21 protein-coding genes are annotated in these 23,540 nt (G+C 69.5%); 2 read left to right on the top strand and 19 right to left on the bottom strand.

The genetic code is table 11. The features are described from left to right. Window positions 1-31: 31 nt before the first annotated feature. From carB to pyrR, 6 genes are all read right to left on the bottom strand, one after another. A complete protein-coding gene (gene carB, locus F9278_RS06880) occupies window positions 32-3,340 on the bottom strand; it encodes a carbamoyl-phosphate synthase large subunit (RefSeq protein ID WP_152167478.1) in 3,309 nt (1,102 codons plus the stop codon). Further along, on the bottom strand, window positions 3,333-4,475 hold the full coding sequence (gene carA / locus F9278_RS06885) for a glutamine-hydrolyzing carbamoyl-phosphate synthase small subunit (protein WP_152167479.1): 1,143 nt from the start codon (window positions 4,473-4,475) through the stop codon (window positions 3,333-3,335). The genes carB and carA overlap by 8 nt, the downstream gene beginning before the upstream one ends. After that, the gene (locus tag F9278_RS06890) at window positions 4,472-5,038 is read right to left on the bottom strand and encodes a PH-like domain-containing protein (RefSeq protein WP_152167480.1); all 567 of its coding nucleotides are present in this window, start codon (window positions 5,036-5,038) and stop codon (window positions 4,472-4,474) included. Before F9278_RS06890 ends, carA begins: the two co-directional genes overlap by 4 nt. Then, complete coding sequence (locus tag F9278_RS06895) at window positions 5,035-6,321, bottom strand: dihydroorotase (protein ID WP_152167481.1); 1,287 nt, start codon at window positions 6,319-6,321, stop codon at window positions 5,035-5,037. The genes F9278_RS06890 and F9278_RS06895 overlap by 4 nt, the downstream gene beginning before the upstream one ends. 4 nt (window positions 6,322-6,325) lie before the next feature. After that, window positions 6,326-7,306 carry an aspartate carbamoyltransferase catalytic subunit gene (locus F9278_RS06900; RefSeq protein WP_152167482.1) on the bottom strand — a complete coding sequence of 327 codons (981 nt, stop codon included), beginning with the start codon at window positions 7,304-7,306 and terminating at the stop codon, window positions 6,326-6,328. An 89-nt stretch (window positions 7,307-7,395) separates the two neighbouring features. Next, window positions 7,396-8,001, bottom strand: a complete 606-nt coding sequence (pyrR, locus tag F9278_RS06905; protein WP_152167483.1) for a bifunctional pyr operon transcriptional regulator/uracil phosphoribosyltransferase PyrR — start codon at window positions 7,999-8,001, stop codon at window positions 7,396-7,398. Between the two features lie 219 nt (window positions 8,002-8,220). On the opposite strand from pyrR, the gene bldD reads away from it, so the two are divergent. Beyond that, window positions 8,221-8,721 (top strand): transcriptional regulator BldD, encoded by a 501-nt coding sequence (bldD, locus tag F9278_RS06910; RefSeq protein ID WP_152167484.1) that lies wholly within the window; start codon window positions 8,221-8,223, stop codon window positions 8,719-8,721. A 132-nt stretch (window positions 8,722-8,853) separates the two neighbouring features. Here bldD and nusB read toward each other — a convergent pair whose 3' ends face one another. The 5 genes from nusB to aroB all read right to left on the bottom strand — a co-directional run bounded on the left by nusB (window position 8,854) and on the right by aroB (window position 13,430). Further along, on the bottom strand, window positions 8,854-9,288 hold the full coding sequence (nusB, locus tag F9278_RS06915) for a transcription antitermination factor NusB (RefSeq protein WP_152167485.1): 435 nt from the start codon (window positions 9,286-9,288) through the stop codon (window positions 8,854-8,856). A 2-nt stretch (window positions 9,289-9,290) separates the two neighbouring features. Then, window positions 9,291-9,857: an elongation factor P gene (gene efp, locus F9278_RS06920; protein ID WP_005485474.1), complete on the bottom strand. Its 567-nt coding sequence runs from the start codon at window positions 9,855-9,857 to the stop codon at window positions 9,291-9,293. Window positions 9,858-9,916: 59 nt separating this feature from the next. Further along, window positions 9,917-11,023, bottom strand: coding sequence for an aminopeptidase P family protein (locus tag F9278_RS06925; protein ID WP_152167486.1), 1,107 nt, complete (start codon window positions 11,021-11,023; stop codon window positions 9,917-9,919). Between the two features lie 169 nt (window positions 11,024-11,192). Continuing rightward, on the bottom strand, window positions 11,193-12,161 hold the full coding sequence (locus tag F9278_RS06930; protein ID WP_152167487.1) for an AAA family ATPase: 969 nt from the start codon (window positions 12,159-12,161) through the stop codon (window positions 11,193-11,195). A gap of 177 nt (window positions 12,162-12,338) precedes the next feature. Next, complete coding sequence (gene aroB / locus F9278_RS06935) at window positions 12,339-13,430, bottom strand: 3-dehydroquinate synthase (protein ID WP_152167488.1); 1,092 nt, start codon at window positions 13,428-13,430, stop codon at window positions 12,339-12,341. Window positions 13,431-13,588: 158 nt separating this feature from the next. Here aroB and F9278_RS06940 point away from each other — a divergent pair, with 158 nt between their 5' ends. Beyond that, window positions 13,589-14,848: an RNA-guided endonuclease InsQ/TnpB family protein gene (locus F9278_RS06940; RefSeq protein ID WP_226966659.1), complete on the top strand. Its 1,260-nt coding sequence runs from the start codon at window positions 13,589-13,591 to the stop codon at window positions 14,846-14,848. Here the strand turns inward: F9278_RS06940 and F9278_RS06945 are convergent. The 8 genes from F9278_RS06945 to F9278_RS06980 form a co-directional block, all read right to left on the bottom strand. Further along, on the bottom strand, window positions 14,805-15,287 hold the full coding sequence (locus F9278_RS06945; protein WP_152173731.1) for a shikimate kinase: 483 nt from the start codon (window positions 15,285-15,287) through the stop codon (window positions 14,805-14,807). The genes F9278_RS06940 and F9278_RS06945 overlap by 44 nt on opposite strands. Before the next feature lie 32 nt (window positions 15,288-15,319). Further along, the gene (gene aroC, locus F9278_RS06950) at window positions 15,320-16,504 is read right to left on the bottom strand and encodes a chorismate synthase (RefSeq protein WP_152167489.1); all 1,185 of its coding nucleotides are present in this window, start codon (window positions 16,502-16,504) and stop codon (window positions 15,320-15,322) included. Between the two features lie 221 nt (window positions 16,505-16,725). Then, entirely contained in the window at window positions 16,726-17,565 is an 840-nt protein-coding gene (locus F9278_RS06955; RefSeq protein ID WP_152167490.1) for a shikimate dehydrogenase, read from the bottom strand. Further along, window positions 17,566-19,338, bottom strand: a complete 1,773-nt coding sequence (gene mltG, locus F9278_RS06960; RefSeq protein WP_152167491.1) for an endolytic transglycosylase MltG — start codon at window positions 19,336-19,338, stop codon at window positions 17,566-17,568. A 124-nt stretch (window positions 19,339-19,462) separates the two neighbouring features. Continuing rightward, window positions 19,463-19,927, bottom strand: a complete 465-nt coding sequence (gene ruvX / locus F9278_RS06965) for a Holliday junction resolvase RuvX (RefSeq protein WP_193241970.1) — start codon at window positions 19,925-19,927, stop codon at window positions 19,463-19,465. Between the two features lie 38 nt (window positions 19,928-19,965). Next, window positions 19,966-22,638 (bottom strand): alanine--tRNA ligase, encoded by a 2,673-nt coding sequence (alaS, locus tag F9278_RS06970; protein ID WP_152167493.1) that lies wholly within the window; start codon window positions 22,636-22,638, stop codon window positions 19,966-19,968. Further along, window positions 22,638-23,012 carry a hypothetical protein gene (locus F9278_RS06975; protein ID WP_152167494.1) on the bottom strand — a complete coding sequence of 125 codons (375 nt, stop codon included), beginning with the start codon at window positions 23,010-23,012 and terminating at the stop codon, window positions 22,638-22,640. The genes alaS and F9278_RS06975 overlap by 1 nt, the downstream gene beginning before the upstream one ends. Before the next feature lie 7 nt (window positions 23,013-23,019). Beyond that, on the bottom strand, window positions 23,020-23,469 hold the full coding sequence (locus F9278_RS06980; protein WP_152167495.1) for a DUF948 domain-containing protein: 450 nt from the start codon (window positions 23,467-23,469) through the stop codon (window positions 23,020-23,022). Window positions 23,470-23,540 lie beyond the last annotated feature (71 nt).

Below are 23,540 nucleotides of genomic sequence, written 5' to 3' on the forward strand. Positions count from 1 at the left end.
GACACCGTTTCCGGTGTCCCCCTCGGGGCTGCTAGTCGCGGGCCGCGATCAGGTGTTCGGCGTGTTCCTGGAGCGAGCGCACGCCCACGTCGCCGTGGTTGAGCGCGTCGATGCCCTGGACGGCCGCGGCGAGCGCCTGGACCGTCGTCAGGCACGGCACGGACCGGGCCACGGCCGCCGTACGGATGTCGTAGCCGTCGAGTCGGCCGCCGGTGCCGTACGGGGTGTTGACGATGAGGTCGACCTCGCCGTCGTGGATGAGCTGGACGATCGTCTTCTCGCCGTTCGGGCCGGTGCCCTCGGACTGCTTGCGGACGACCGTGGCGTTGATGCCGTTGCGCCGGAGCACCTCTGCCGTGCCGGAGGTGGCGAGCAGTTCGAAGCCGTGGGCGACCAGCTCACGCGCCGGGAAGATCATCGAACGCTTGTCGCGGTTGGCGACCGAGATGAACGCGCGGCCCTTGGTGGGCAGCGGCCCGTACGCGCCTGCCTGCGACTTGGCGTACGCCGTGCCGAAGACCGAGTCGATGCCCATGACCTCGCCGGTGGAGCGCATCTCCGGGCCGAGGATGGTGTCGACGCCGCGCCCGTGGATGTCGCGGAAGCGCGACCACGGCATGACTGCCTCCTTGACGGAGATCGGCGCGTCGAGCGGCAGCTCACCGCCGTCCCCGTTGGCCGGAAGCAGCCCCTCCGCCCGCAGTTCGGCGATGGTCGCGCCGAGCGAGATCCGGGCGGCGGCCTTGGCCAGCGGTACCGCGGTCGCCTTCGAGGTGAAGGGGACCGTGCGGGAGGCGCGCGGGTTGGCTTCGAGGACGTAGAGGATGTCCCCGGCCATCGCGAACTGGATGTTGATCAGACCACGCACCCCGACGCCCTTGGCGATGGCCTCGGTGGAGGCGCGCAGGCGCTTGATGTCGAAGCCGCCGAGGGTGATCGGGGGCAGCGCGCACGCCGAGTCGCCGGAGTGGATGCCGGCCTCCTCGATGTGCTCCATCACACCGCCGAGATACAGCTCGTGGCCGTCGTACAGGGCGTCGACGTCGATCTCGATGGCGTCGTCGAGGAAGCGGTCGACGAGGACCGGCCGGGAGGGGCTGATCTCGGTCGACTCGGCGATGTACGACTCCAGGCGGGTCTCGTCGTAGACGATCTCCATACCGCGTCCGCCGAGCACGTACGACGGGCGGACCAGGACCGGGTAGCCGATCTCGTCGGCGATGGCCTTGGCGCCGGCGAAGGTGGTCGCGGTGCCGTGCTTGGGCGCGGGCAGGCCGGCCTCGGCGAGGACCTGGCCGAAGGCGCCGCGGTCCTCGGCGGCGTGGATGGCCTCCGGAGGGGTGCCGACGACGGGTACGCCGTTGTCCTTGAGCGCCTGCGACAGGCCCAGCGGGGTCTGGCCGCCGAGCTGGACGACGACGCCCGCGATCGGACCGGCCAGCGACTCGGCGTGCACGATCTCCAGCACGTCTTCGAGCGTCAGCGGCTCGAAGTAGAGGCGGTCGGAGGTGTCGTAGTCCGTGGAGACGGTCTCCGGGTTGCAGTTGACCATCACGGTCTCGTAGCCCGCGTCGCTGAGCGCGAAGGAGGCGTGGACGCAGGAGTAGTCGAACTCGATGCCCTGGCCGATGCGGTTCGGGCCGGAGCCGAGGATGATCACGGCGGGCTTCTCGCGGGAGGCCACCTCGGTCTCCTCGTCGTACGAGGAGTAGAAGTACGGCGTCTTCGCGGCGAACTCGGCGGCGCAGGTGTCGACCGTCTTGTACACCGGGCGCACGCCCAGCGCGTGCCGGACCTCGCGCACGACGTCCTCGCGCAGCCCGCGGATCTCACCGATCTGCTGGTCGGAGAAGCCGTGCCGCTTGGCCTCGGCGAGCAGGTCGGGGTCGAGCTTGTCGGCGGCGGCCAGCTCGTCCGCGATCTCCTTGATCAGGAACAGCTGGTCGACGAACCACGGGTCGATCTTCGTGTACGCGAAGACCTCCTCGGGCCTGGCCCCCGCGCGGATGGCCTGCATGACGGTGTTGATGCGCCCGTCGGTCGGCCGGACCGCCTCCTCCAGGAGGACCGTCTTGTCGCCGGGCTCGCCGACGAACGTGAACTGGCTGCCCTTCTTCTCCAGCGACCGCAGCGCCTTCTGCAGCGCCTCGGTGAAGTTGCGGCCGATCGCCATGGCCTCGCCGACCGACTTCATGGTCGTGGTCAGGGAGGAGTCGGCGGACGGGAACTTCTCGAAGGCGAAGCGCGGGGCCTTCACGACCACGTAGTCGAGCGTCGGCTCGAAGGAGGCCGGGGTCTGCTCGGTGATGTCGTTCGGGATCTCGTCGAGCGTGTAGCCGACGGCCAGCTTGGCGGCGATCTTGGCGATGGGGAAGCCGGTCGCCTTGGACGCCAGGGCCGAGGAGCGCGACACACGCGGGTTCATCTCGATGACGATCACCCGGCCGTCCTCGGGGTTCACCGCGAACTGGATGTTGCAGCCGCCGGTGTCGACACCGACCTCACGAATGACGGCGATACCGATGTCCCGCAGGATCTGGTACTCGCGGTCGGTCAGCGTCATCGAGGGCGCGACCGTGATCGAGTCACCGGTGTGCACACCCATGGGGTCGAAGTTCTCGATGGAGCAGACGACCACGACGTTGTCGTTCTTGTCGCGCATCAGCTCCAGCTCGTACTCCTTCCAGCCGAGGATGGACTCCTCCAGGAGCACCTCGGTGGTGGGAGACAGCGTCAGACCCTGGCCGGCGATACGGCGCAGCTCCTCCTCGTCGTGCGCGAAGCCGGAGCCGGCGCCGCCCATGGTGAAGGAGGGCCGGACGACGACCGGGTAGCCGCCGAGCGTCTCGACACCGCCGAGCACGTCGTCCATGGAGTGGCAGATGACCGAGCGGGCGGACTCGCCGTGCCCGATCTTGGCGCGGACGGCCTCGACGACGTCCTTGAAGAGGTCGCGGTCCTCGCCCTTGTTGATGGCCTCGACATTGGCGCCGATCAGCTCGACGCCGTACTTCTCCAGCGTCCCGGCCTCGTGCAGCGAGATGGCCGTGTTCAGGGCCGTCTGACCGCCGAGGGTGGGCAGGAGGGTGTCCGGGCGCTCCTTGGCGATGATCTTCTCGACGAACTCCGGGGTGATCGGCTCGACGTAGGTGGCGTCGGCGATCTCCGGGTCGGTCATGATCGTCGCCGGGTTGGAGTTGACGAGGATGACCCGCAGGCCCTCGGCGCGCAGGACGCGGCACGCCTGGGTGCCGGAGTAGTCGAACTCGGCGGCCTGGCCGATGACGATCGGGCCGGAGCCGATGACCAGGACGGACTGGATATCGGTGCGCTTAGGCACGCTGGCCCTCCATCAGGGATACGAAGCGGTCGAACAGGTAGGCGGCGTCGTGCGGGCCCGCTGCCGCTTCGGGGTGGTACTGGACGCTGAAGGCCGGCCGGTCGAGGAGCTGGAGCCCTTCCACCACGTTGTCGTTGAGGCAGACGTGGGAGACCTCGGCGCGGCCGTAGGGGGTCTCGGAGACCTGGTCGAGCGGAGCGTCGACGGCGAAGCCGTGGTTGTGCGCGGTGACCTCGACCTTGCCGGTCGTACGGTCCTGCACCGGCTGGTTGATGCCCCGGTGGCCGTACTTCAGCTTGTAGGTGCCGAAGCCGAGCGCGCGGCCCAGGATCTGGTTGCCGAAGCAGATGCCGAAGAGTGGGGTGCCGCGCTCCAGGACCGCCCGCATCACGGAGACCGGGTGGTCGGCGGTGGCCGGGTCGCCGGGGCCGTTGGAGAAGAAGACTCCGTCGGGGTTCACGGCGTAGACGTCCTCGGCCGTCGCCGTGGCGGGCAGGACGTGCACCTCGATGCCGCGCTCGGCCATGCGGTGCGGGGTCATGCCCTTGATGCCGAGGTCGACGGCGGCGACGGTGAACCTCTTGGTGCCGATCGCCGGGACGACGTACGTCTCCTTGGTGGCGACCTCCGCGGAGAGGTTCGCGCCCTTCATCTCGGGGGCCTCGCGGACCTCGGTGAGCATGATGCCCTCGTCGGGCAGCGCGTTGCCGGAGAAGATGCCGACGCGCATGGCGCCGCGCTCGCGGAGGTGGCGGGTGAGGGCCCGGGTGTCGATGCCGCTGATGCCGACGACGCCCTGGGCGCGCAGTTCGTCGTCCAGGGAGCGCCGGGAGCGCCAGTTGGAGGGCACGCGCGCGGGGTCGCGGACGACGTATCCGGAGACCCAGATCTTCTTGGACTCGGGGTCCTCGTCGTTGACGCCGGTGTTGCCGACGTGCGGGGCGGTCATGACGACGACCTGGCGGTGGTACGACGGGTCGGTGAGGGTCTCCTGGTAGCCGGTCATCCCGGTGGAGAACACGGCCTCGCCGAAGGTCACCCCCACGGCCCCGTAGCCACGGCCGCGGAAGGTCCGGCCGTCCTCCAGGACGAGTACGGCGGGAACCCTGGCGGCTCCCCGGGTGGAGGTCGTCATCGTGCGCCTTCCGTTTCCGTCTTGTTGATCATCTGGTTCAGGGTCTCGACCCACTCGTTGTGCTCGGCCGCGCGGTCGGACCGGAATCCGGAGTCGAGCAGCTTGCCGCCGTGCTCCCAGGTGACGATCAGCAGCCCGCCCTCGGTGAGGACCTTGCCGGCGATGCCCTTGTCGAGCCGGGCCTCGCGCAGGGCGGCGACCGGGACGAAGAAGTCCGTCGCGCCGGGGCGTACGACGTCCAGGCCCGCGTCCGTCAGGGTCAGCTCGACCCGGCTGCGGGTGCCCAGGCCGTGCGCCACGATGCGGTCGAGCCAGTGCCCGGCGGTGGTGGAGCCGTGGTACCGGCCGCTCATGTCCAGTCTGGCTTCGCCGGGCTCGTCCGGCGCGGTGGGCAGCTCCGGGAGGTCGCCCTGGAGCGTGCCGCGCCACTTCCAGCCCTCGCGCATCAGCCAGTAGACGAGCGCGACGAAGAGGGCGAGTCCGACGACCCAGCCGATACGCGCGGCCCAGTCGGTGACCTCGGCCGATTCCTTCTCGGCCGCCAGCAGAATTACAGGTGTCACGTGAGCTTCCCGTCGACGAGCGTGGCCTTGCCCCGCAGCCACGTGTGCGTGACACGGCCCGGCAGCTCGCGGCCCTCGTAGGGGGTGTTGCGGCTGCGCGAGGCGAAGCCCGCGGGATCCACCGACCCACGGTATGCCGTGTCGACGAGCGTGAGGTTGGCGGGCTCACCTGCCGAGACGGGACGTCCATGACCGGACGCCCGCCCGATCTTCGCGGGCTTGACGGACATGCGGTCCGCGACACCCGCCCAGTCGAGCAGACCGGTGGCGACCATCGTCTCCTGGACCACCGACAGCGCGGTCTCCAGGCCGACCATGCCCATGGCCGCCGCGCCCCACTCGCAGTCCTTGTCCTCGTGCGGGTGCGGGGCGTGGTCGGTGGCGACGATGTCGATGGTGCCGTCGGCGAGCGCCTCGCGCAGGGCCAGTACGTCGCGCTCGGTGCGCAGCGGCGGGTTGACCTTGTAGACCGGGTTGTAGGAGCGCACCAGCTCGTCGGTGAGGAGGAGGTGGTGCGGGGTGACCTCGGCGGTGACGTCGATGCCGCGCGACTTGGCCCAGCGGACGATCTCGACGGACCCGGCGGTCGAGAGGTGGCAGATGTGGACGCGGGAGCCGACGTGCTCGGCGAGCAGGACATCGCGGGCGATGATCGATTCCTCGGCCACCGCCGGCCAGCCGCCGAGGCCCAGTTCGGCGGAGACGACGCCCTCGTTCATCTGGGCGCCCTCGGTCAGCCGGGGCTCCTGCGCGTGCTGGGCGACGACCCCGCCGAAGGCCTTCACGTACTCCAGGGCCCGGCGCATCATCACCGCGTCGTCGACGCACTTGCCGTCGTCGGAGAAGACGGTGACGCCCGCCGCCGACTCGTGCATGGCGCCCAGTTCGGCGAGCTTCTTGCCCTCCAGGCCGACGGTGACGGCGCCGATGGGCTGGACGTCGCAGTAGCCGTGCTCCTGGCCGAGCCGGTAGACCTGCTCGACCACTCCGGCGGTGTCGGCGACGGGGAAGGTGTTGGCCATGGCGAAGACGGCCGTGAAGCCGCCGGAGGCCGCCGCACGCGTGCCGGTGAGCACGGTCTCGGAGTCCTCGCGGCCGGGCTCACGCAGATGGGTGTGCAGGTCGACCAGGCCCGGCAGCAGCACCTTGCCGTCGGCCTCGACGACCACCGTGCCCTCGTCCGACAGACCGGTGCCCACCTCGGCGATGATCTCGCCGTCGATCAGGACGTCCTGCGGCTCGCCGCCCAGCACCTTCGCACCGCGGATCAGGATCTTGCTCATGGACTTACTTCTCCTCGGTGGTGCGGGTGTGGGTGACGGCGGGCTCGTTGCCGCCCAGCAGCAGGTACAGCACGGCCATCCGGATGGAGACACCGTTGGCGACCTGCTCGACGACGGTGCAGCGGTCGGAGTCGGCGACCTCGGCGGTGATCTCCATGCCCCGGACCATCGGGCCGGGGTGCATCACGATGGCGTGCTCGGGCATCCGCGCCATCCGAAGCCCGTCGAGGCCGTACCGCCGTGAGTACTCGCGCTCGGTCGGGAAGAACGCGGCGTTCATCCGCTCCCGCTGCACCCGCAGCATCATCACCGCGTCGGACTTGGCGAGCGTGCTGTCGAGGTCGTACGACACCTCGCAGGGCCAGGTATGGACGCCGACCGGCACCAGGGTGGGCGGGGCGACGAGGGTGACCTGGGCGCCGAGGGTGTGCAGCAGGTCGACGTTGGAGCGGGCGACCCGGCTGTGCAGGACGTCGCCGACGATCGTGATGCGCCTGCCGGACAGGTCCTGACCCAGTCCGGCGTCCCGGCCGACGAGGCGGCGGCGCATGGTGAAGGCGTCCAGCAGGGCCTGGGTGGGGTGCTGGTGGGTGCCGTCGCCCGCGTTGATCACGGCGGCGTCGATCCAGCCGGAGGTCGCCAGCCGGTACGGGGCCCCCGAGGCGCCGTGCCGGATGACGACGGCGTCGACGCCCATGGCCTCCAGCGTCTGGGCGGTGTCCTTCAGGGACTCGCCCTTGGAGACGCTCGACCCCTTGGCGGTGAAGTTGATGACGTCCGCCGAGAGGCGCTTCTCGGCGGCCTCGAAGGAGATCCGGGTGCGGGTGGAGTCCTCGAAGAACAGGTTGACGATCGTGCGGCCGCGCAGGGTCGGCAGTTTCTTGATCGGCCGGTCCGCGACCCGGGCCATCTCCTCGGCGGTGTCGAGGATCAGGACGGCGTCGTCACGGGTGAGGTCGGCGGCCGAGATGAGATGACGCTGCATCTTTCAGGCTCCGTAAGGCAGTTCGGGAGATTACGGGCAGTCAGGGGCATCGCGGAGGAACGTACGGCGCGGGGCCGCACGCGCGCGTGCTACTGCTGGGCGGTCCGCTTCGCACCGAGCAGGACGGTGTCCCGACCGTCTTCCTCGGCGAGCTGGACCTTGACCGTCTCCCGCAGCGACGTGGGGAGGTTCTTGCCGACGTAGTCGGCGCGGATGGGCAGTTCGCGGTGGCCCCGGTCGACGAGGACCGCGAGCTGCACGGCGCGCGGGCGGCCGATGTCGTTCAGCGCGTCGAGCGCAGCGCGGATCGTCCGGCCGGAGAAGAGCACGTCGTCGACGAGGACGACGAGGCGGCCGTCGATGCCGTCACCGGGGATCTCGGTGCGGGCCAGCGCACGCGGCGGGTGCATGCGCAGGTCGTCGCGGTACATGGTGATGTCGAGCGAGCCGACCGGGATCTTGCGGTCGGTGATCTCCGCGAGCTTGGCGGCGAGCCGCTGGGCGAGGAAGACGCCCCGGGTCGGGATGCCGAGGAGCACCACGTCGTCGGCGCCCTTGGCGCGTTCGACGATCTCGTGGGCGATACGGGTCAGCACGCGCGCGATGTCGGGGCCCTCGAGAACGGGCCTGGCATCGGACGGCGGCGGATCCTGGGGCAGGTCGTGCTGCGGGTTCTGCGGGTCTTGCGTGTCCATACGAAACGGACCTCCTTCTCCGCCTCACGGGACGGACCTTAAAGGACGTCGGATTTGCGCCGTCAACGTTAGCAGGCCCCGACATCGCCCCTGATCACCCCCCTGGCCCAACGGAATGCGGTTACCACGGAAGAGTCGGTCCGGACCATTCGGCTTGACGGGGCAGAGTCACGCTGCGTAACCTCACAGTGAGTCACCAGCCTTCGTCCGGGGAGCTATATGTCCAGCGAATACGCCAAACAGCTCGGGGCCAAGCTCCGGGCCATCCGCACCCAGCAGGGCCTTTCCCTCCACGGTGTCGAGGAGAAGTCCCAGGGACGCTGGAAGGCGGTCGTGGTCGGTTCGTACGAGCGCGGCGACCGCGCCGTCACCGTGCAGCGCCTCGCGGAGCTGGCGGACTTCTACGGGGTTCCCGTGCAGGAGCTGCTTCCCGGGACGACCCCCGGTGGCGCCGCGGAGCCGCCGCCGAAGCTCGTCCTGGACCTGGAGCGTCTGGCGCACGTGCCGGCCGAGAAGGCGGGCCCGCTGCAGCGCTACGCGGCGACGATCCAGTCCCAGCGCGGCGACTACAACGGCAAGGTGCTCTCGATCCGCCAGGACGACCTGCGCACACTCGCCGTCATCTACGACCAGTCGCCCTCGGTCCTCACCGAGCAGCTGATCAGCTGGGGCGTCCTGGACGCGGACGCGCGTCGCGCGGTCTCCCACGACGACAGCTGACACTCCGGGCAGCACCCAGCAGAAACGTACCGCCGGGGTGGCCCGAACCATTCGGTTCGGGCCACCCCGGCGATTTTTGCTCTTGAGGGGGCTCCCCCTGTCGGGCCTACGCGTCGGGTCTCCGCGTCATCCCTACGCGTCATCCCTGCGCAGCGAAGGCTTCAGGTCCTTCAGGCGCCCCAGCAGACCGTTCACGAACGACGGCGAGTCGTCCGTGGAGAACTCCTTCGCCAGCTGCACCATCTCGTCCAGCACCACCGCGTCCGGAGTCGCGTCGACCCAGATCAGCTCGTACGCCCCGAGGCGCAGGATGTTGCGGTCCACGACCGGCATCCGGTCGAGCGTCCAGCCCACCGAGTACTGCGCGATCAGCTCGTCGATCCGCTTCGTGTACTGCGCATAGCCCTCGACGAGCTCCATCGTGTACTCGCTGACCGGCGGCTGCCGGTTGTCGTTGTGGGCATGCCGGATCCAGTCCGCGAGGACGGTCAGGACGTCGACCCCGCGCTGGTCGCCCTCGAAGAGGATCTGGAAGGCGCGCTTACGGGCCGTGTTACGGGCAGCCACGGTTAGCTGTTCACCCGGCCGAGGTAGTCGCTGGTACGGGTGTCGACCTTGATCTTCTCGCCGGTGGTGATGAAGAGCGGCACCTGGATCTGGTGACCGGTCTCCAGGGTGGCGGGCTTGGTGCCACCGGTGGAGCGGTCGCCCTGGACGCCCGGCTCGGTCTCCTGGATCACGAGCTCGACGGCGGCCGGCAGCTCCACGAAGAGCACCTCGCCCTCGTGCTGCGCGACGGTGGCGGTGAAGCCCTCGATCAGGAAGTTGGCGGCGTCGCCGACGGCCTTGCGGTCGACCATCAGCTGGTCGTAGGTCTCCATGTCCATGAAGACGAAGTACTCGCCGTCCATGTAGGAGAACTGCATGTCGCGCTTGTCGACAGTGGCCGTCTCGACCTTGACGCCGGCGTTGAACGTCTTGTCGACGACCTTGCCGGAGAGCACGTTCTTGAGCTTGGTGCGCACGAAGGCCGGGCCCTTGCCGGGCTTGACGTGCTGGAACTCGACGACGGACCAGAGCTGGCCCCCGTCGAGCTTGAGCACCAGGCCGTTCTTGAGGTCGTTCGTGGAAGCCACGGTTGCGGAATCTCCTGGACTGACGTGGACGACCCCGGGCCACGCGCCCAGCCGATGAGCTAGAGCGCGAGCAGCTCCTTGGTCGTGATGGTGAGTAGCTCGGGTCCGCCGTCCGCCTCGGGGCGTACGACGAGCGTGTCATCGATCCGGACGCCGCCCCGGCCCGGGAGGTGGACCCCCGGTTCGACGGTGACCGGCACGCAAGCGTCCAGTTTACCCATGGCCGCGGGGGCCAACTGCGGGTCCTCGTCGATTTCGAGTCCGACCCCGTGCCCCATCAGTACCGGGAGGCCCTCTCCGTACCCCGAGGAGTCCAGGACCTGGCGGGCCGCACGGTCCACGGCGCGGTAGGCCGCACCGGGCGCCAGCGCCTCCCGTCCGGCCCGCTGGGCTGCGAAGACCAGGTCGTACAGCTCGATCTGCCAGTCGGCGGGCGAGGTCCCGATCACGAACGTACGGCCGATCTCACAGCGATAGCCGCGGTAGGTCGCGCCGAGGCAGACGGACAGGAAGTCGCCCTCCTCCACACGGCGGTCGGTGGGGATGTGACCGGGGCGACCGGAGTTCGGGCCGGCGGCGACGGAGGTGGTGAAGGCGGGGCCGTCGGCGCCGTGGTCGACGAGGCGGCGCTCCAGTTCCAGGGCGAGGTGCCGCTCGGTGCGGCCGACGAGGATCGATTCGAGGAGTTCACCCAGTGCCTGGTCGGCGATCTCCGCGCCGATCCGCAGACAGGAGATCTCCTCCTCGTCCTTGATCACTCGCAGCTGCTCGACCGCGCCGCCGAGGTCGGCCAGCCGCAGCCGGGGCGCGACCGAGCGGATCGCCCGGTGCCGGCCGACCGTGAGGTGGTGTTCCTCCACGGCGAGCGACTCGGCCCCCAGGGCCGTGGCGAGGTCGGCGGCGGCGACCGCCGGGTCACCGCCGGGACTCGGCAGCACATGGACGCGTACGGCCTCGTCGGGGCGGCCCTCGCCGATCTCACCGCTGGGCGGGGCACCGCAGACGAGGATGTCCTCGCCCCGGCCCAGCAGCAGGACGGCACCCTTGGGCGCCGCGCCCGCCAGGTAGCGGACGTTGGCGGGGCGGGTCACGAGTGCGGTGGCGCTGCCGCTGGAGTGGCAGCGATCCCTCAGCCGGGCTCGGCGTGCCGCGTAGACCTCAGACATGTGCCGAGCGTATGAGCTCCGCTGGTGGGGCGCCGGTCGAGCGGGGCCGAGTGGGGGCTCTGGGCGGTTACAGGGGTGCGGCCAGGGGTTGTGTGCCGTCCGCGAGCCGGTGGGGCTTCTCGCGCAGTTCCCCGCGCCTCTTCGGGGCGCGGGCTTCAGTGCGGGGTGGTCACCACTTCGGGGGGCTGGCGATCGACCTTGCCAGGACCTCGTCCAGGACCCTCGCCGTGGCCGGGACATCCAGCTGGGAGTTGTCGATGATCGGCAGTCCCGAGCCGTACCAGCCCGCCATCCGGCCGTGGATGCGGGCCACCTCTTCGTCGGTGAGACGGCGATTGCCCGAGCGCTCGGCGTTGCGTTCGAGGACAATCTCCAGGCCCGGCAGAAGGACGACGGGCAGCAGGCCGGGCCCGACGTGCCGCTTCCAGCCACCGAGGCCGACGACCGGGCGGTCGGGGAACACGGCGTCGTCGAGGATGCAGGAGATGCCGTTGGCCAGGAAGTTCCGGGCGGAGAAGCCGCAGGTGCGGCGGGCGAGACGATACTGCGCCTCGGAGTTGTCGTTCCAGCCGGACTGCGGGTCCGCGAAGCCGGAACGCACCCACTCGCGTACGTCGTCCAGGCTGATGTGCGCGGTGGGCACCCGGCGGTGGTCCGCCCAGTACTTGGCGACGCTGGTCTTGCCCGCTCCGGCGGGCCCGATGAGCAGGACCGCGAGCGTGGTGGTCGTGACGTCCGGCGCGCCCGTGGCGGGCGGCGGCATGGTGACCGGGCCGCCCGGCGGCAGTTGCACGTGTCCGGTGGTGTCGCGCGGGATCCCGGGCTGCTGCGGGGCCGAGGTGTGCGGATGACCGGGGCTGCCGGCGAAGCCGGGCGCGGGCGGCGGCGCCGGGACGGGTGGGCCGGCCGGTGAGGGCGGGGCCATGGGCGCGGGCGGGGGCGGCGGCACGGGGCCGGGGTGCGTGCCCGGGGGCGGCGGGTGGCCGGCGCCCGGGTTCCCCGGAGGGTTCGGGCCGGGCGCTCCCGGGTGCGGAGGGGCCGGGTGTCCCTGCTGGTTCACGGGCGGCGACCAAGGGGCCGCCGGGTCCTGCCCCGGCCGATGGGGCGGCGGCAGCGGAGCTCCCACTGCGTGCTGCATCCGGTGCCACTCCGTCTCGTACAGTCACATCGACACTGGCGGGCGGGGCCTTTCGACCCCGCCCTTACCGAACGGTACCGTCCCCGGCCACCGTTTGGTGAACGGCCGGGGGCAGCCCGAAGTGCCCAAGTGGCCATGGACACAAGGCGAATCAGGCAAGTGGTGCCCGAGCGGGCGTTACTGGCCCACTTCGCCGTAGGCGGCGAGGAGGATCGCCGGGTCGGGTCCTTCCAGCACGGTGGGCTTGGCGAGACCGTCCAGGACGATGAAGCGCAGCAGGTCGCCCCGGGACTTCTTGTCGACCTTCATCGTCTCCAGCAGTCGGGGCCACTGGTCGTAGCGGTAGTGCAGCGGCAGCCCGACGGATTCCAGGACCGTGCGGTGGCGGTCGGCGGTCGCGTCGTCCAACCGGCCCGCCAGACGGCCCAGTTCGGCCGCGAAGTGCATGCCCACGGACACCGCGGCGCCGTGCCGCCACTGGTAGCGCTCGTTCTTCTCGATCGCGTGCGCCAGCGTGTGCCCGTAGTTGAGGATCTCCCGGCGCCCGGACTCCTTCAGGTCACCGGAGACGACCTCGGCCTTGACCCGGATCGACCGCTCGATCAGCTCCGAGGTGTGCGGCCCGGCGGGGGTGCGGGCGGCCTGCGGATCGGCCTCGATCAGGTCCAGGATCACGGGGTCGGCGATGAAACCGGCCTTGATGATCTCCGCGAGCCCGGACACGTAGTCGTTGACCGGCAGCGAATCGAGCGCGGCCAGGTCGCACAGCACCCCGGCGGGCGGATGGAAGGAACCCACCAGGTTCTTGCCCTCGGCCGTGTTGATGCCGGTCTTGCCGCCCACCGCCGCGTCCACCATCGCCAGCACGGTGGTCGGGATGGCGATCCAGCGCACCCCGCGCAGCCAGGTCGCCGCCACGAACCCGGCGAGGTCGGTGGTGGCGCCGCCGCCGACACCGACGATGACATCGGTGCGGGTGAACCCGGACTGCCCCAGCGCCTTCCAGCAGTACGCGGCGACCTCGGCCGTCTTGGCCTCCTCCGCGTTCGGCACCTGGATCGCGACCGCCTCGAACCCCTGCCCCGCCAGGTCCGCCCGCAACGCCTCACCGGTGTCCGCCAGCGCCTCCGGATGGACGACGGCGACCCGCTTGGCCCGGTTCCCGATCAACCCGCCCAGCTCACCCAGGAGTTGACGCCCGATCAGGACCTCGTAGGGCTCGGTACCCGCCGTACCGCCGACCTGGATACGGGTCACTGTCTCGCTCATCAAGATTCCTTCGTGGATACCCCGGCCGCCGGGGCGGGGAAAAACGGACTCCTGCAGACAAGGGAGAAGAAAGCCGAAACGCCGCCAGGGCGGTTTCGGTGTCGGGGATCTTCCGACCAACACCCTTGACTCACACGGGAACTGATAGAATGTGACGCATGGCACAGCGGGTCAAGCGGGCGTTCAAGTACCGCTTCTACCCCACGGACGAGCAGGCAGCCGAGCTGTCGCGCACGTTCGGCTGTGTCCGCCTCGTGTACAACAAGGCACTGGAGGATCGCACGCGCGCCTGGTATAGCGAGCAGATCTCCTATGTGCAGTCGTCGGCAGCGCTGACAGAGTGGAAGAAGACCGAAGAACTCGCCTTCCTGGCCGAGGTGTCCTCCGTCCCACTCCAGCAGGCGCTGCGCCATCTTCAGACAGCGTTCGGGAACTTCTTCGCCAAGCGGGCCAAGTACCCGCGCTTCAAGTCGCGGAAGAAGTCCCGTGCGTCGGCCGAGTACACCCGCAGTGCCTTCGCATGGCGCGCAGGCAAACTGACTCTGGCCAAGATGATCCAACCGCTGGACATCCGCTGGTCTCGGCCTCTCCCTGAGGGCGCGGAGCCCACGACGGTGACGGTGTCCCATGACAGCTCCGGCCGCTGGTTCGTCTCGCTGCTCGTCGAGGACACTGTCCTTCCTGCGCCGGTCACCAACGGGGTGGTCGGTCTGGACGCCGGGATCACCTCCCTGGTGACCCTGTCCACCGAGGAGAAGATCACCAATCCCCGGCACGAACGCCGGGACCGCGCCCGCCTCGCCAAGGCACAGCGGGAAATGTCGCGGAAGGTAAAGGGCTCCTCGAACTGGAACAAGGCCCGGCGCAACGTCGCCGGGGTTCACGCCCGGATCAGCGACCGGCGCCGAGACTTCCTGCACAAGCTGACAACTCGGCTCGTCCGTGAGAACCGAGCGGTCGCAATCGAGGACCTTACCGTCCGCAACCTGCTGAGGAACGGCAAGCTCGCACGCACCATCAGCGACGCGTCGTGGACGGAACTCCGATCCATGCTGGAGTACAAGTGCGCCTGGTACGGGCGTGAACTTGTCGTGATCGACCGCTGGTTCCCCAGCTCCAAACTCTGCGGGGCCTGCGATACGGTTCGGCCGAAGCTGCCGCTGAACGTCCGAACCTGGACGTGCGAGTGCGGCGCGGTGCATGACCGCGACGCGAACGCGGCACGCAACATCCTGGCCGCCGGGCTGGCGGCGTCTGCCTGTGGAGACGGTGTAAGACCTCAACGGGAGTCCTCCCGGACGGGGCGATCGTCGGCGAAGCAGGAACCTCAGCGGGCGACCACCGAAACCTCCCGCCGCCAGGCCGGGGGCAAAGTCAAGCTTCCTTCAACTCCAGTGCGTCCAGGGCCGCTCGGGTGACTTCCTCGGGCGTACGGCCGTCGGTGGCGACGACGGCCGTGGCGACCTCCTCGTACAGGTTCCGCCGGGCCTCCATCAACTCCCGCCATTGTTTACGGGGGTTGACGGCCAGCAGGGGGCGGGCGGCGTTGAGGCCGGTGCGCTTGACGGCCTCCTCGACGTCCATCGAGAGGTAGACGACCTGGTGCCCGGCGAGCAGGGAGCGCGTGTCGGCGTCGAGGATGGCGCCGCCGCCGAGGGCGAGGACGCCGTCGTGGGCGGCGAGTGCCGTGTGCACGGCCTGCTTCTCGATGGCGCGGAAGGCGGGCTCGCCCTCGTCGACGAAGATCTCGGCGATCGCGCGGCCCTGCTCGGCCACGATGTCGTCGTCGGTGTCGCGGTAGGAGACACCGAGCCGCTCGGCGAGGAGCTGTCCGACGGTTGACTTGCCGACGCCCATGGGGCCGACGAGGACGACCAGAGGCACCGGGCTCACCGGATCGCGAGGTGGTCGAGGTAGGAGCGGACGTTGCGGGCGGTCTCGACGACGTTGTCGCCGCCGAACTTCTCCGCCACCGCGTCGGCCAGCACGAGGGCGACCATGGCCTCGGCCACGATCCCGGCCGCCGGCACGGCGGAGACGTCGGAGCGCTGGTGGTGGGCCTGCGTGGCCTCGCCCGTGGTCACGTCCACGGTCTGCAGGGCGCGCGGCACGGTCGCGATCGGCTTCATGGCCGCCCGCACCCGCAGCAGCTCGCCCGTGGTCAGACCGCCCTCGGTACCACCGGAACGGCCGGACACCCGCCGGATGCCCTCGGGGGTGTTCACGATCTCGTCGTGGGCCTTGGAGCCCGGGACGCGCGCGAGTTCGAAGCCGTCACCGATCTCGACGCCCTTGATCGCCTGGATGCCCATCAGGGCCCCGGCGAGCCGGGCGTCCAGCTTGCGGTCCCAGTGCACGTGCGAGCCGAGGCCCACGGGCACGCCGTACGCCAGGATCTCGACGACACCGCCGAGCGTGTCACCGTCCTTGTGCGCCTGGTCGATCTCCGCGACCATCGCCTTCGACGCGTCGGCGTCCAGGCAGCGCACCGGGTCCGCGTCCAGCTTCTCCACATCGGCCGGCGTCGGGTACACACCCTGCGGGGCCTTGGCCGCCGCCAGCTCGACGACGTGGCTGACGATCTCGATCCCGGCCGTCTCCTTCAGGTACGACCGGGCCACGGCACCCAGGGCGACCCGGGCGGCGGTCTCCCGGGCGGAAGCCCGCTCCAGGACCGGCCGGGCCTCGTCGAAGCCGTACTTCTGCATCCCGGCGAGGTCGGCGTGACCGGGCCGGGGGCGGGTCAGCGGCGCGTTGCGGGCCAGCCCGGCGAGGATCTCCGGATCCACCGGATCCGCCGCCATCACCTGCTCCCACTTCGGCCACTCGGTGTTCCCCACCATGATCGCCACTGGCGAACCCATGGTCAGACCGTGCCGCACGCCACCCAGGAACGTGACCTCGTCACGCTCGAACTTCATCCGCGCACCGCGTCCGTACCCCAGGCGCCGCCGGGCCAGGTGGTCCCCCACCATCTCCGTCGTGATCGGCACGCCGGCGGGAAGACCCTCCAACGTCGCGACAAGTGCGGGACCGTGGGACTCCCCCGCGGTCAACCAACGCAACCTGCTCAACGGTGCTCCTCCATGCTCGCGCCCTGTACTGCGTGCTGCCTACGGGTACGCGCGTCCTCGCGTACGGCGACGGCTACCGGGTGCGCGGCCCCGGCCCGCCATCTCCGATCCTCCCACGTCCGGGGCGGGACCCGGTCACGGGTCCATCAGACGGACGGCCGCGCGCGGGGCACCGCGCCGGTACACGCCACGCCCCGTCCCGAGCCGCGCGTCCCGGACGGTCAGCCCCGCTGGGCCAGCGCCCGCTCCCCCGCCGTACGCATCGCCGCCACCGGCGCCGCCTTGCACCCGGTCATCTGCTCGACCTGGAGCACCGCCTGGTGGACGAGCAGATCGAGCCCGCTGACCACGGCACCCCCGTACGCGGACCACCGCGCGGCCAGCTCCGTCGGCCAGGGGTGGTACAGCACGTCGAACAGCGTCGTCGGCCGCTCCGGCACCGCCCCGGACAGCGCGTCCGTCGCCCCGGCCGGTGTCGTGGCGATCACCAGCGGAGCGCTCAGCGCTCGCCCGGCCTCCGCCCAGTCCGCCGTACGCACCTCGATGTCCAGCCGCTCGCCCCACTGCCGCATCTCGGCGGCGCGGGCCTCGCTCCGTACGTACGCCACGACCTCGCCGGTGCAGATCCGGGCGAGCGCGGCCAGCGCGGAGGAGGCGGTGGCTCCGGCGCCGAGGACGGCCGCCGACTCCACCTGCTCGATGCCCCGCTCCCGCAGGGCGGCGACCATCCCGGGGATGTCGGTGTTGTCGCCGACCCGCCGCCCGTCCTCCGTGAACACCAGCGTGTTCACGGCCTCGACGGAGGTCGCCGTCTCACTGATCTCGTCCAGCAGCGGAATGACCGCCCGCTTCAACGGCATCGTCAGCGACAGCCCCGCCCACTCCGGCCCGAGCCCCTCGACGAACCCGGACAGCGCCTCCTCGTCGACCTCGAAACGGTCGTACGACCAGTCGGTGAGCCCGAGTTCGGCGTACGCGGCGCGGTGCAGCACCGGGGAGAGCGAGTGGGCGATCGGCGAACCGAGCACGGCGGCGCGGCGGTTGGTGACGGTGCGGCTCATCTATCCGTTCTGCGCTTCCTGGTACTTCTTACGGTTCTCGTTGTGCTCTTCGTTGGTCACGGCGAACAAGGTCTCGTCCTCGTTGATCGAAACGAAGTAGTACCAGGGGCCCTTGGCTGGCTTGAGTGCCGCCTTGATGGCCACCTCGCCGGGATTGCCGATCGGCCCGGGAGGCAGACCCTTGATCTTGTACGTGTTGTACGGGTCGTCGATCTGTCGCAGCGAGTTCACCGAACCCGTGGCCAGCTTGGATTCACCGCGCAGGTAATTCACCGTGGAGTCGAAGTCGAGGAGGCCGTAGGTCTCGGTGTTGTTCTTGTCGAGCCGGTTGTAGACGACCCGAGCAACCTTCAGGAAGTCCTTCTTGTACTTCCCCTCGGCCTGCACGAGGCTCGCCACCGTGAGCACCTGGAGGGGATTCTCCAGATTCAGACTCTTGGCCTTGCCCTCCAGGTCGAATTCCTCGTACTTCGCCTTGGAGAGGTCAACCATTTCCTTGAGGACGGCCTCAGGCTTCATCCCCTTGGCGACCGGATACGTGGACGGGTAGAGGAATCCTTCCAGCGGATCCTTGATGTCGTCGTTGTCGTTCGCCCAGTCGGGGAGGCCAAGAGTCTTCCACTTGTTCTCGGCGACCTCTTCAGTCGTACCCTTGTCGAGGTCCAACTCCTTGTCGACCAAAGCATAGACATCACGGTTCCGCAGACCTTCCCTGACCGTGAAGTTACTCTGGCTCTTCGGGTCGAGCATCAAAGAGATAGCACTTTCAGCGGACATCTCCTTCTTGAGGAGATAAACGCCCGCCTGAATATTAGGTCGGTCGGGGTTCTGCGCCAGCGCCGCAGTGAAGGCATCCACACTCTTCACGACCCCCGCCGCCTTCAGCTTCTGCCCGATCACCGAGCCGAATTCACCCTTGCCGACCGTCACCGTCACAGTCTCGCTCGTCCCGTCACCCGAGTAATCAGGAGCCTCGCCGAAGCGGTTCTGGAAGAACTGGTAGCCGAAATAGCTCACGCCGGCGAATCCGCCACCGAAGACCATGACGACCACCAGGCACGCGCAACCACTGCGGCGTTTCTTGCCGCCTTTGCCCGGCTTCTTGGACTTTCCGCCGCGGCCCTTGCGGTCACCGCGGCCGGTACGTTCCTCGGCCTCGTCGTCATCGTCGTCGGCGCCGCCCGCGAAGAAGGCGTGTTCGCCCTGGTCCGGTCCGGGGTCCCAGTCGGTGCGCTCGGCGGTCGGCTGCTTCTCGGCCTCGGGCTCCGGGGCGGGCGTGGCCGCCGGCGTGGTGTCCGCGCGTCGGCGCGAGGGCGGCTCCGGCGGCGGATACGCGTCGGGGGTGCCGTAGAAGTCCTGCTGGCCGGCGCCGTAGGCCATCGCCTGCTGCTGACCGTAGGGGTCCGCCGGGTCGGGGACGTAGGCGCCCTGCGCGTGCTGCTGTGTTCCGTTGTTCCAGCCGCCGTTGACCTGGTCGTACTGCTGCTGGTGCTGGTTGTGGCCGGGGTACTGCTGCCCGGGGTCGCCGTACTCCTGCTGGTACTGCTGCTGGGCGTAGGCGTCGTGATGACCCTGATGGCCCTGATGACCGTTGTTCCAGCCGCCGTTGCCGTTGTCGTACTGCTGCTGCTCCGGGTACTGCTGCTGCGGCTGGCCGCCGTAAGGGGACTGCTGGCCCGCCTGGGCCTGCTGTCCGTCCCATCCGCCGTCCCCGTACAACGGGTCGTCCGGATGCCACGGTTCGGAGCCTGGGCCCCGGCCATACTCAGTCATCGCTCCCCTAGAGCCGCGAGGCGGCGGTCACGCGGGGCCTGTGGCTCGGCTTTCGTCCCCGCCTCTTTTTGTGCGGTGGCTGTTCGAAGGCCACCACATCGCGCGGAACGTTACCGTATCGCGATCAGATGACCACTTCGACGCCCTCGCCCGGAGCTTTACCTGACACCCGTTCGGATTCCAGCGCCTGTTGCAGGATGATCACGGCTGCCGCCTGGTCAATGACCGACCTGCCCTTTTTGGATTTCACACCTGAGGCACGCAGTCCTTGACTCGCCGTCACTGTGGTCATCCTCTCGTCGAGAAGTCTGACCGGAACGGGCGCGATCATTCGCGCCAACTCCTGGGCGAACCCCCGTACCTTGGCTGCCGCCGGGCCTTCACCTCCCTTGAGGGAGCGCGGGAGTCCGATGATTACCTCGATAGGTACGTACTCGTCGATCAATTGTCTCAATCGACGCTGAGCTGCGGGGACATCGCGTCCCGGGACGGTCTCGACCGGGGTGGCGAGGATCCCGTCGGGGTCGCAGGAGGCGACCCCGATCCGGGCGTCCCCGACGTCGATCGCGAGCCGACGGCCCCGGCGCATGACCGGGCCGTCGGCTTCGCCACTGTGATCGTTCGTGCTCACTTGGCCGTCTCGGCGACCAGGCGTTCGACCGCGTCCATGGCCTCGCCGATGGCGGCCGGGTTCTGGCCGCCGCCCTGGGCGACGTCCGGCTTGCCGCCACCGCCGCCACCGAGGGTCTTGGCGGCCGTACGGACCAGGTCACCGGCCTTCAGACCGCGCTCACGGGCGGCCTCGTTGGTGGCGATGACCGTCAGCGGCTTGCCGTTCGCCGTGGTGAACAGGGCGACGACGACGGCCCGGCCGCCCTGGATACGGCCCCGCACGTCGAGGACCAGCTTGCGGAGGTCGTCGGGGGTCGTGCCGTCCGGGACCTGACCGGTCACCAGGGCGACTCCGCGTACGTCCTTGGCGGACTCGGCGAGACCGGCGGCGGCCTGCAGCACCTTCTCGGCGCGGAACTTCTCGATCTCCTTCTCGGCGTCCTTCAACTTGCCGAGCATGGCGGAGACCTTCTCCGGAAGCTCCTCCGGCCGGCCCTTGATCAGCTCCTGGAGCTGGGCGACGACCGTGTGCTCACGGGCGAGGAAGTTGTAGGCGTCGACACCGACCAGGGCCTCGATACGGCGCACCCCGGAGCCGATGGACGACTCGCCGAGCAGCTTGACCAGGCCGAGCTGCGAGGTGTTGTGGACGTGCGTACCGCCGCACAGCTCCTTGGAGAAGTCGCCGATGGTGACCACGCGGACGCGCTCGCCGTACTTCTCGCCGAACTCGGCGATGGCACCCTGCTTCTTGGCCTCGTCGAGGCTCAGGATCTCGGCGTGCACGTCCAGGTCGCGGGCGAGCACCTCGTTGATCTTCTGCTCGACGTCGGTCATCACGGCCGTGGGAACGGCGGACGGGGAGCCGAAGTCGAAGCGGAAGCGGCCGGGCTGGTTCTCCGAACCGGCCTGGGCGGCGGTCGGGCCGAGGGCATCGCGCAGGGCCTGGTGGGTGAGGTGCGTGGCCGAGTGGGCGCGGGCGATGGCCGTACGGCGACGGCCGTCGATCGCGGCATGGGCCTTGGCGCCGATGGTCACCTCGCCGACCTGGACGACGCCCTTGTGGACGTACACGCCCGGGACCGGCTTCTGGCAGTCGCGGATCTCGATGACGGCACCGGAGTCGACCTTGATCCGGCCGGTGTCACCGATCTGACCGCCGCCCTCGGCGTAGAACGGGGTGCGGTCGAGGACGATCTCGACCTCGTCGCCCTCGGTGGCGGCGGGCGAGGGCGTGCCGTTGACGAGAATGCCGACGATGGTGGTCTCGCCCTCGGTGTCCGAGTAGCCGATGAACTCGGTCTCGCCGGCCCTGTCGGCGATCTCGCGGTAGGAACCGACGCCGGCGTGGCCGGTCTTCTTGGCCTGGGCGTCGGCCTTGGCGCGCTCCCGCTGCTCCTTCATCAGACGGCGGAAGCCGTTCTCGTCCACGGAGAGGCCCTGTTCGGCGGCCATCTCCAGGGTGAGGTCGATGGGGAAGCCCCAGGTGTCGTGGAGCAGGAAGGCCTTGTCGCCGGCGAGGACCTTGCCACCGGAGGCCTTGGTCTCCGTCACGGCGGTGTCGAGGATGTTGGTGCCGGCCTTGAGCGTCTTGAGGAAGGCGTTCTCCTCGGCGAGGGCGACCTTCTCGATGCGCTCGCGGTCCGTGACCAGCTCCGGGTACTGCTGGCCCATCATGGCGATGACGGTGTCGATGAGGTCCTTGACGACCGGGCCGGTGGCGCCGAGCAGCCGCATGTTGCGGATGGCGCGGCGCATGATGCGGCGCAGGACGTAGCCACGGCCCTCGTTGCCGGGGGTGACGCCGTCGCCGATGAGCATGACCGACGTCCGCATGTGGTCGGTGACCACGCGCAGGGAGACGTCCGAGTCGTGGGCGTCGCCGTAGGCCACACCGGTCAGCTCGGTGGCCTTGTCGATGACGGCCATGGAGGTGTCGATCTCGTACATGTTCTGCACACCCTGCAGAATCATGGCGAGGCGCTCCATGCCGAGGCCGGTGTCGATGTTCTTGCTGGGCAGTTCGCCGAGGATCTCGAAGTTGTCCTTGCCGATGCCCTGGCCCCGCTCGTACTGCATGAAGACCAGGTTCCAGATCTCCACGTACCGCTCGTCGTTGACGGCGGGGCCGCCCTCGACGCCGAACTCGGGGCCGCGGTCGTAGTTGATCTCGGAACAGGGGCCGCAGGGGCCGGGGACGCCCATGGACCAGTAGTTGTCCTTCATGCCGAGGCGCTGGATGCGCTCCTTCGGCACACCGACGATCTCGTGCCAGATGCGCTCGGCCTCGTCGTCGTCCTTGTAGACGGTGATCCAGAGCTTCTCCGGCTCCAGGCCGTAACCACCCTTGTCCTGGGGGCTGGTGAGCAGCTCCCAGGCGTACTTGATGGCGCCTTCCTTGAAGTAGTCGCCGAAGGAGAAGTTGCCGCACATCTGGAAGAACGTGCCGTGGCGGGTGGTCTTGCCGACCTCTTCGATGTCGGGCGTGCGCACACACTTCTGCACGCTCGTGGCACGGGCGTACGGCGGCTTGACCTCGCCCAGGAAGTAGGGCTTGAAGGGCACCATGCCGGCGGGGACCAGGAGCAGAGTCGGGTCGTCCGCGATGAGCGACGCCGAAGGGACAACGGTGTGACCGCGCTCCTCGAAGAAGCTCAACCAGCGGCGACGAATCTCAGCCGACTCCATCAGTGGTCCTCATTCCGGTTGTACGGGTACGACGAGCTGTCGACGTACCTCGGATTCCTGCTGTACTTCGGGGTGTTGGTGTTCTCGATGGCGACGACGCGCCGGGGGGCCGGAAGCTCCGGGTAGGTGTCGGGGTCGGCCTCGATGCCGAGTGCCTCGCCGAGTTCGGCCTCCCGCTGCGCCATGTTGTCGCGGACGTCGAGCGCGAAGCCGACCGCCCGGTCCTTGAGCCTGTGGCCCGCCTCGACCGCCTTGTTCGCCGCCTGGGTGGCGAGGTGCTCGGGGGTGAGCTGCTTCAGCTTGCGGTTGACCTTGGTGGTGGCCCACACTCCGGCGGCGACCCCTGTGGTGAACCAGAACGTTCGGCGGAACATCGCTCGGTCAGCCCTTCTTTCCACGGGTGTCGCGCCGGCTCCGGCGACTGCCCGCAACGGTGCGTCCCACGATCACGGTACGACGCCCGTCCTCGGCGGACTCGCCCTCCCGGCGGCCACCGCCCATGGCCCGGCGTACGCCGTAGCCGAAGGCCGCGACCTTGACGAGGGGGCCGCCGAAGGTGGACGCGACGGTCGTGGAGAGCGCCGAGGCGTTCGACGTGACCTCCTGGACGTCGGACGCGATCGCGTCGACCCGTTCGATCTGGGTCTGCGCGGAGCGGACGGCGGTGGACGCGTCGGCGAGGAGGGGGACGGCCTGGTCGGTCACGTCCGCGACGAGCTTGGTGGTCGCCTTGAGCGTCTGGGCCAGCCTCGCCAGCGCGACGGCGAGGAAGGAGACCAGGATCGCCCAGAAGACGGCCACGAGGATCCCGGCCACTTCTCCACCGGACACCTGGCACCCGCTCTCGTAAACACCTGTTGATGGCTCTGCTGAGCCTATCGCGCCGGACGCGCCGGTCCGTA

The organism is Streptomyces phaeolivaceus, assembly GCF_009184865.1.
Lineage (GTDB): Bacteria > Actinomycetota > Actinomycetes > Streptomycetales > Streptomycetaceae > Streptomyces > Streptomyces phaeolivaceus.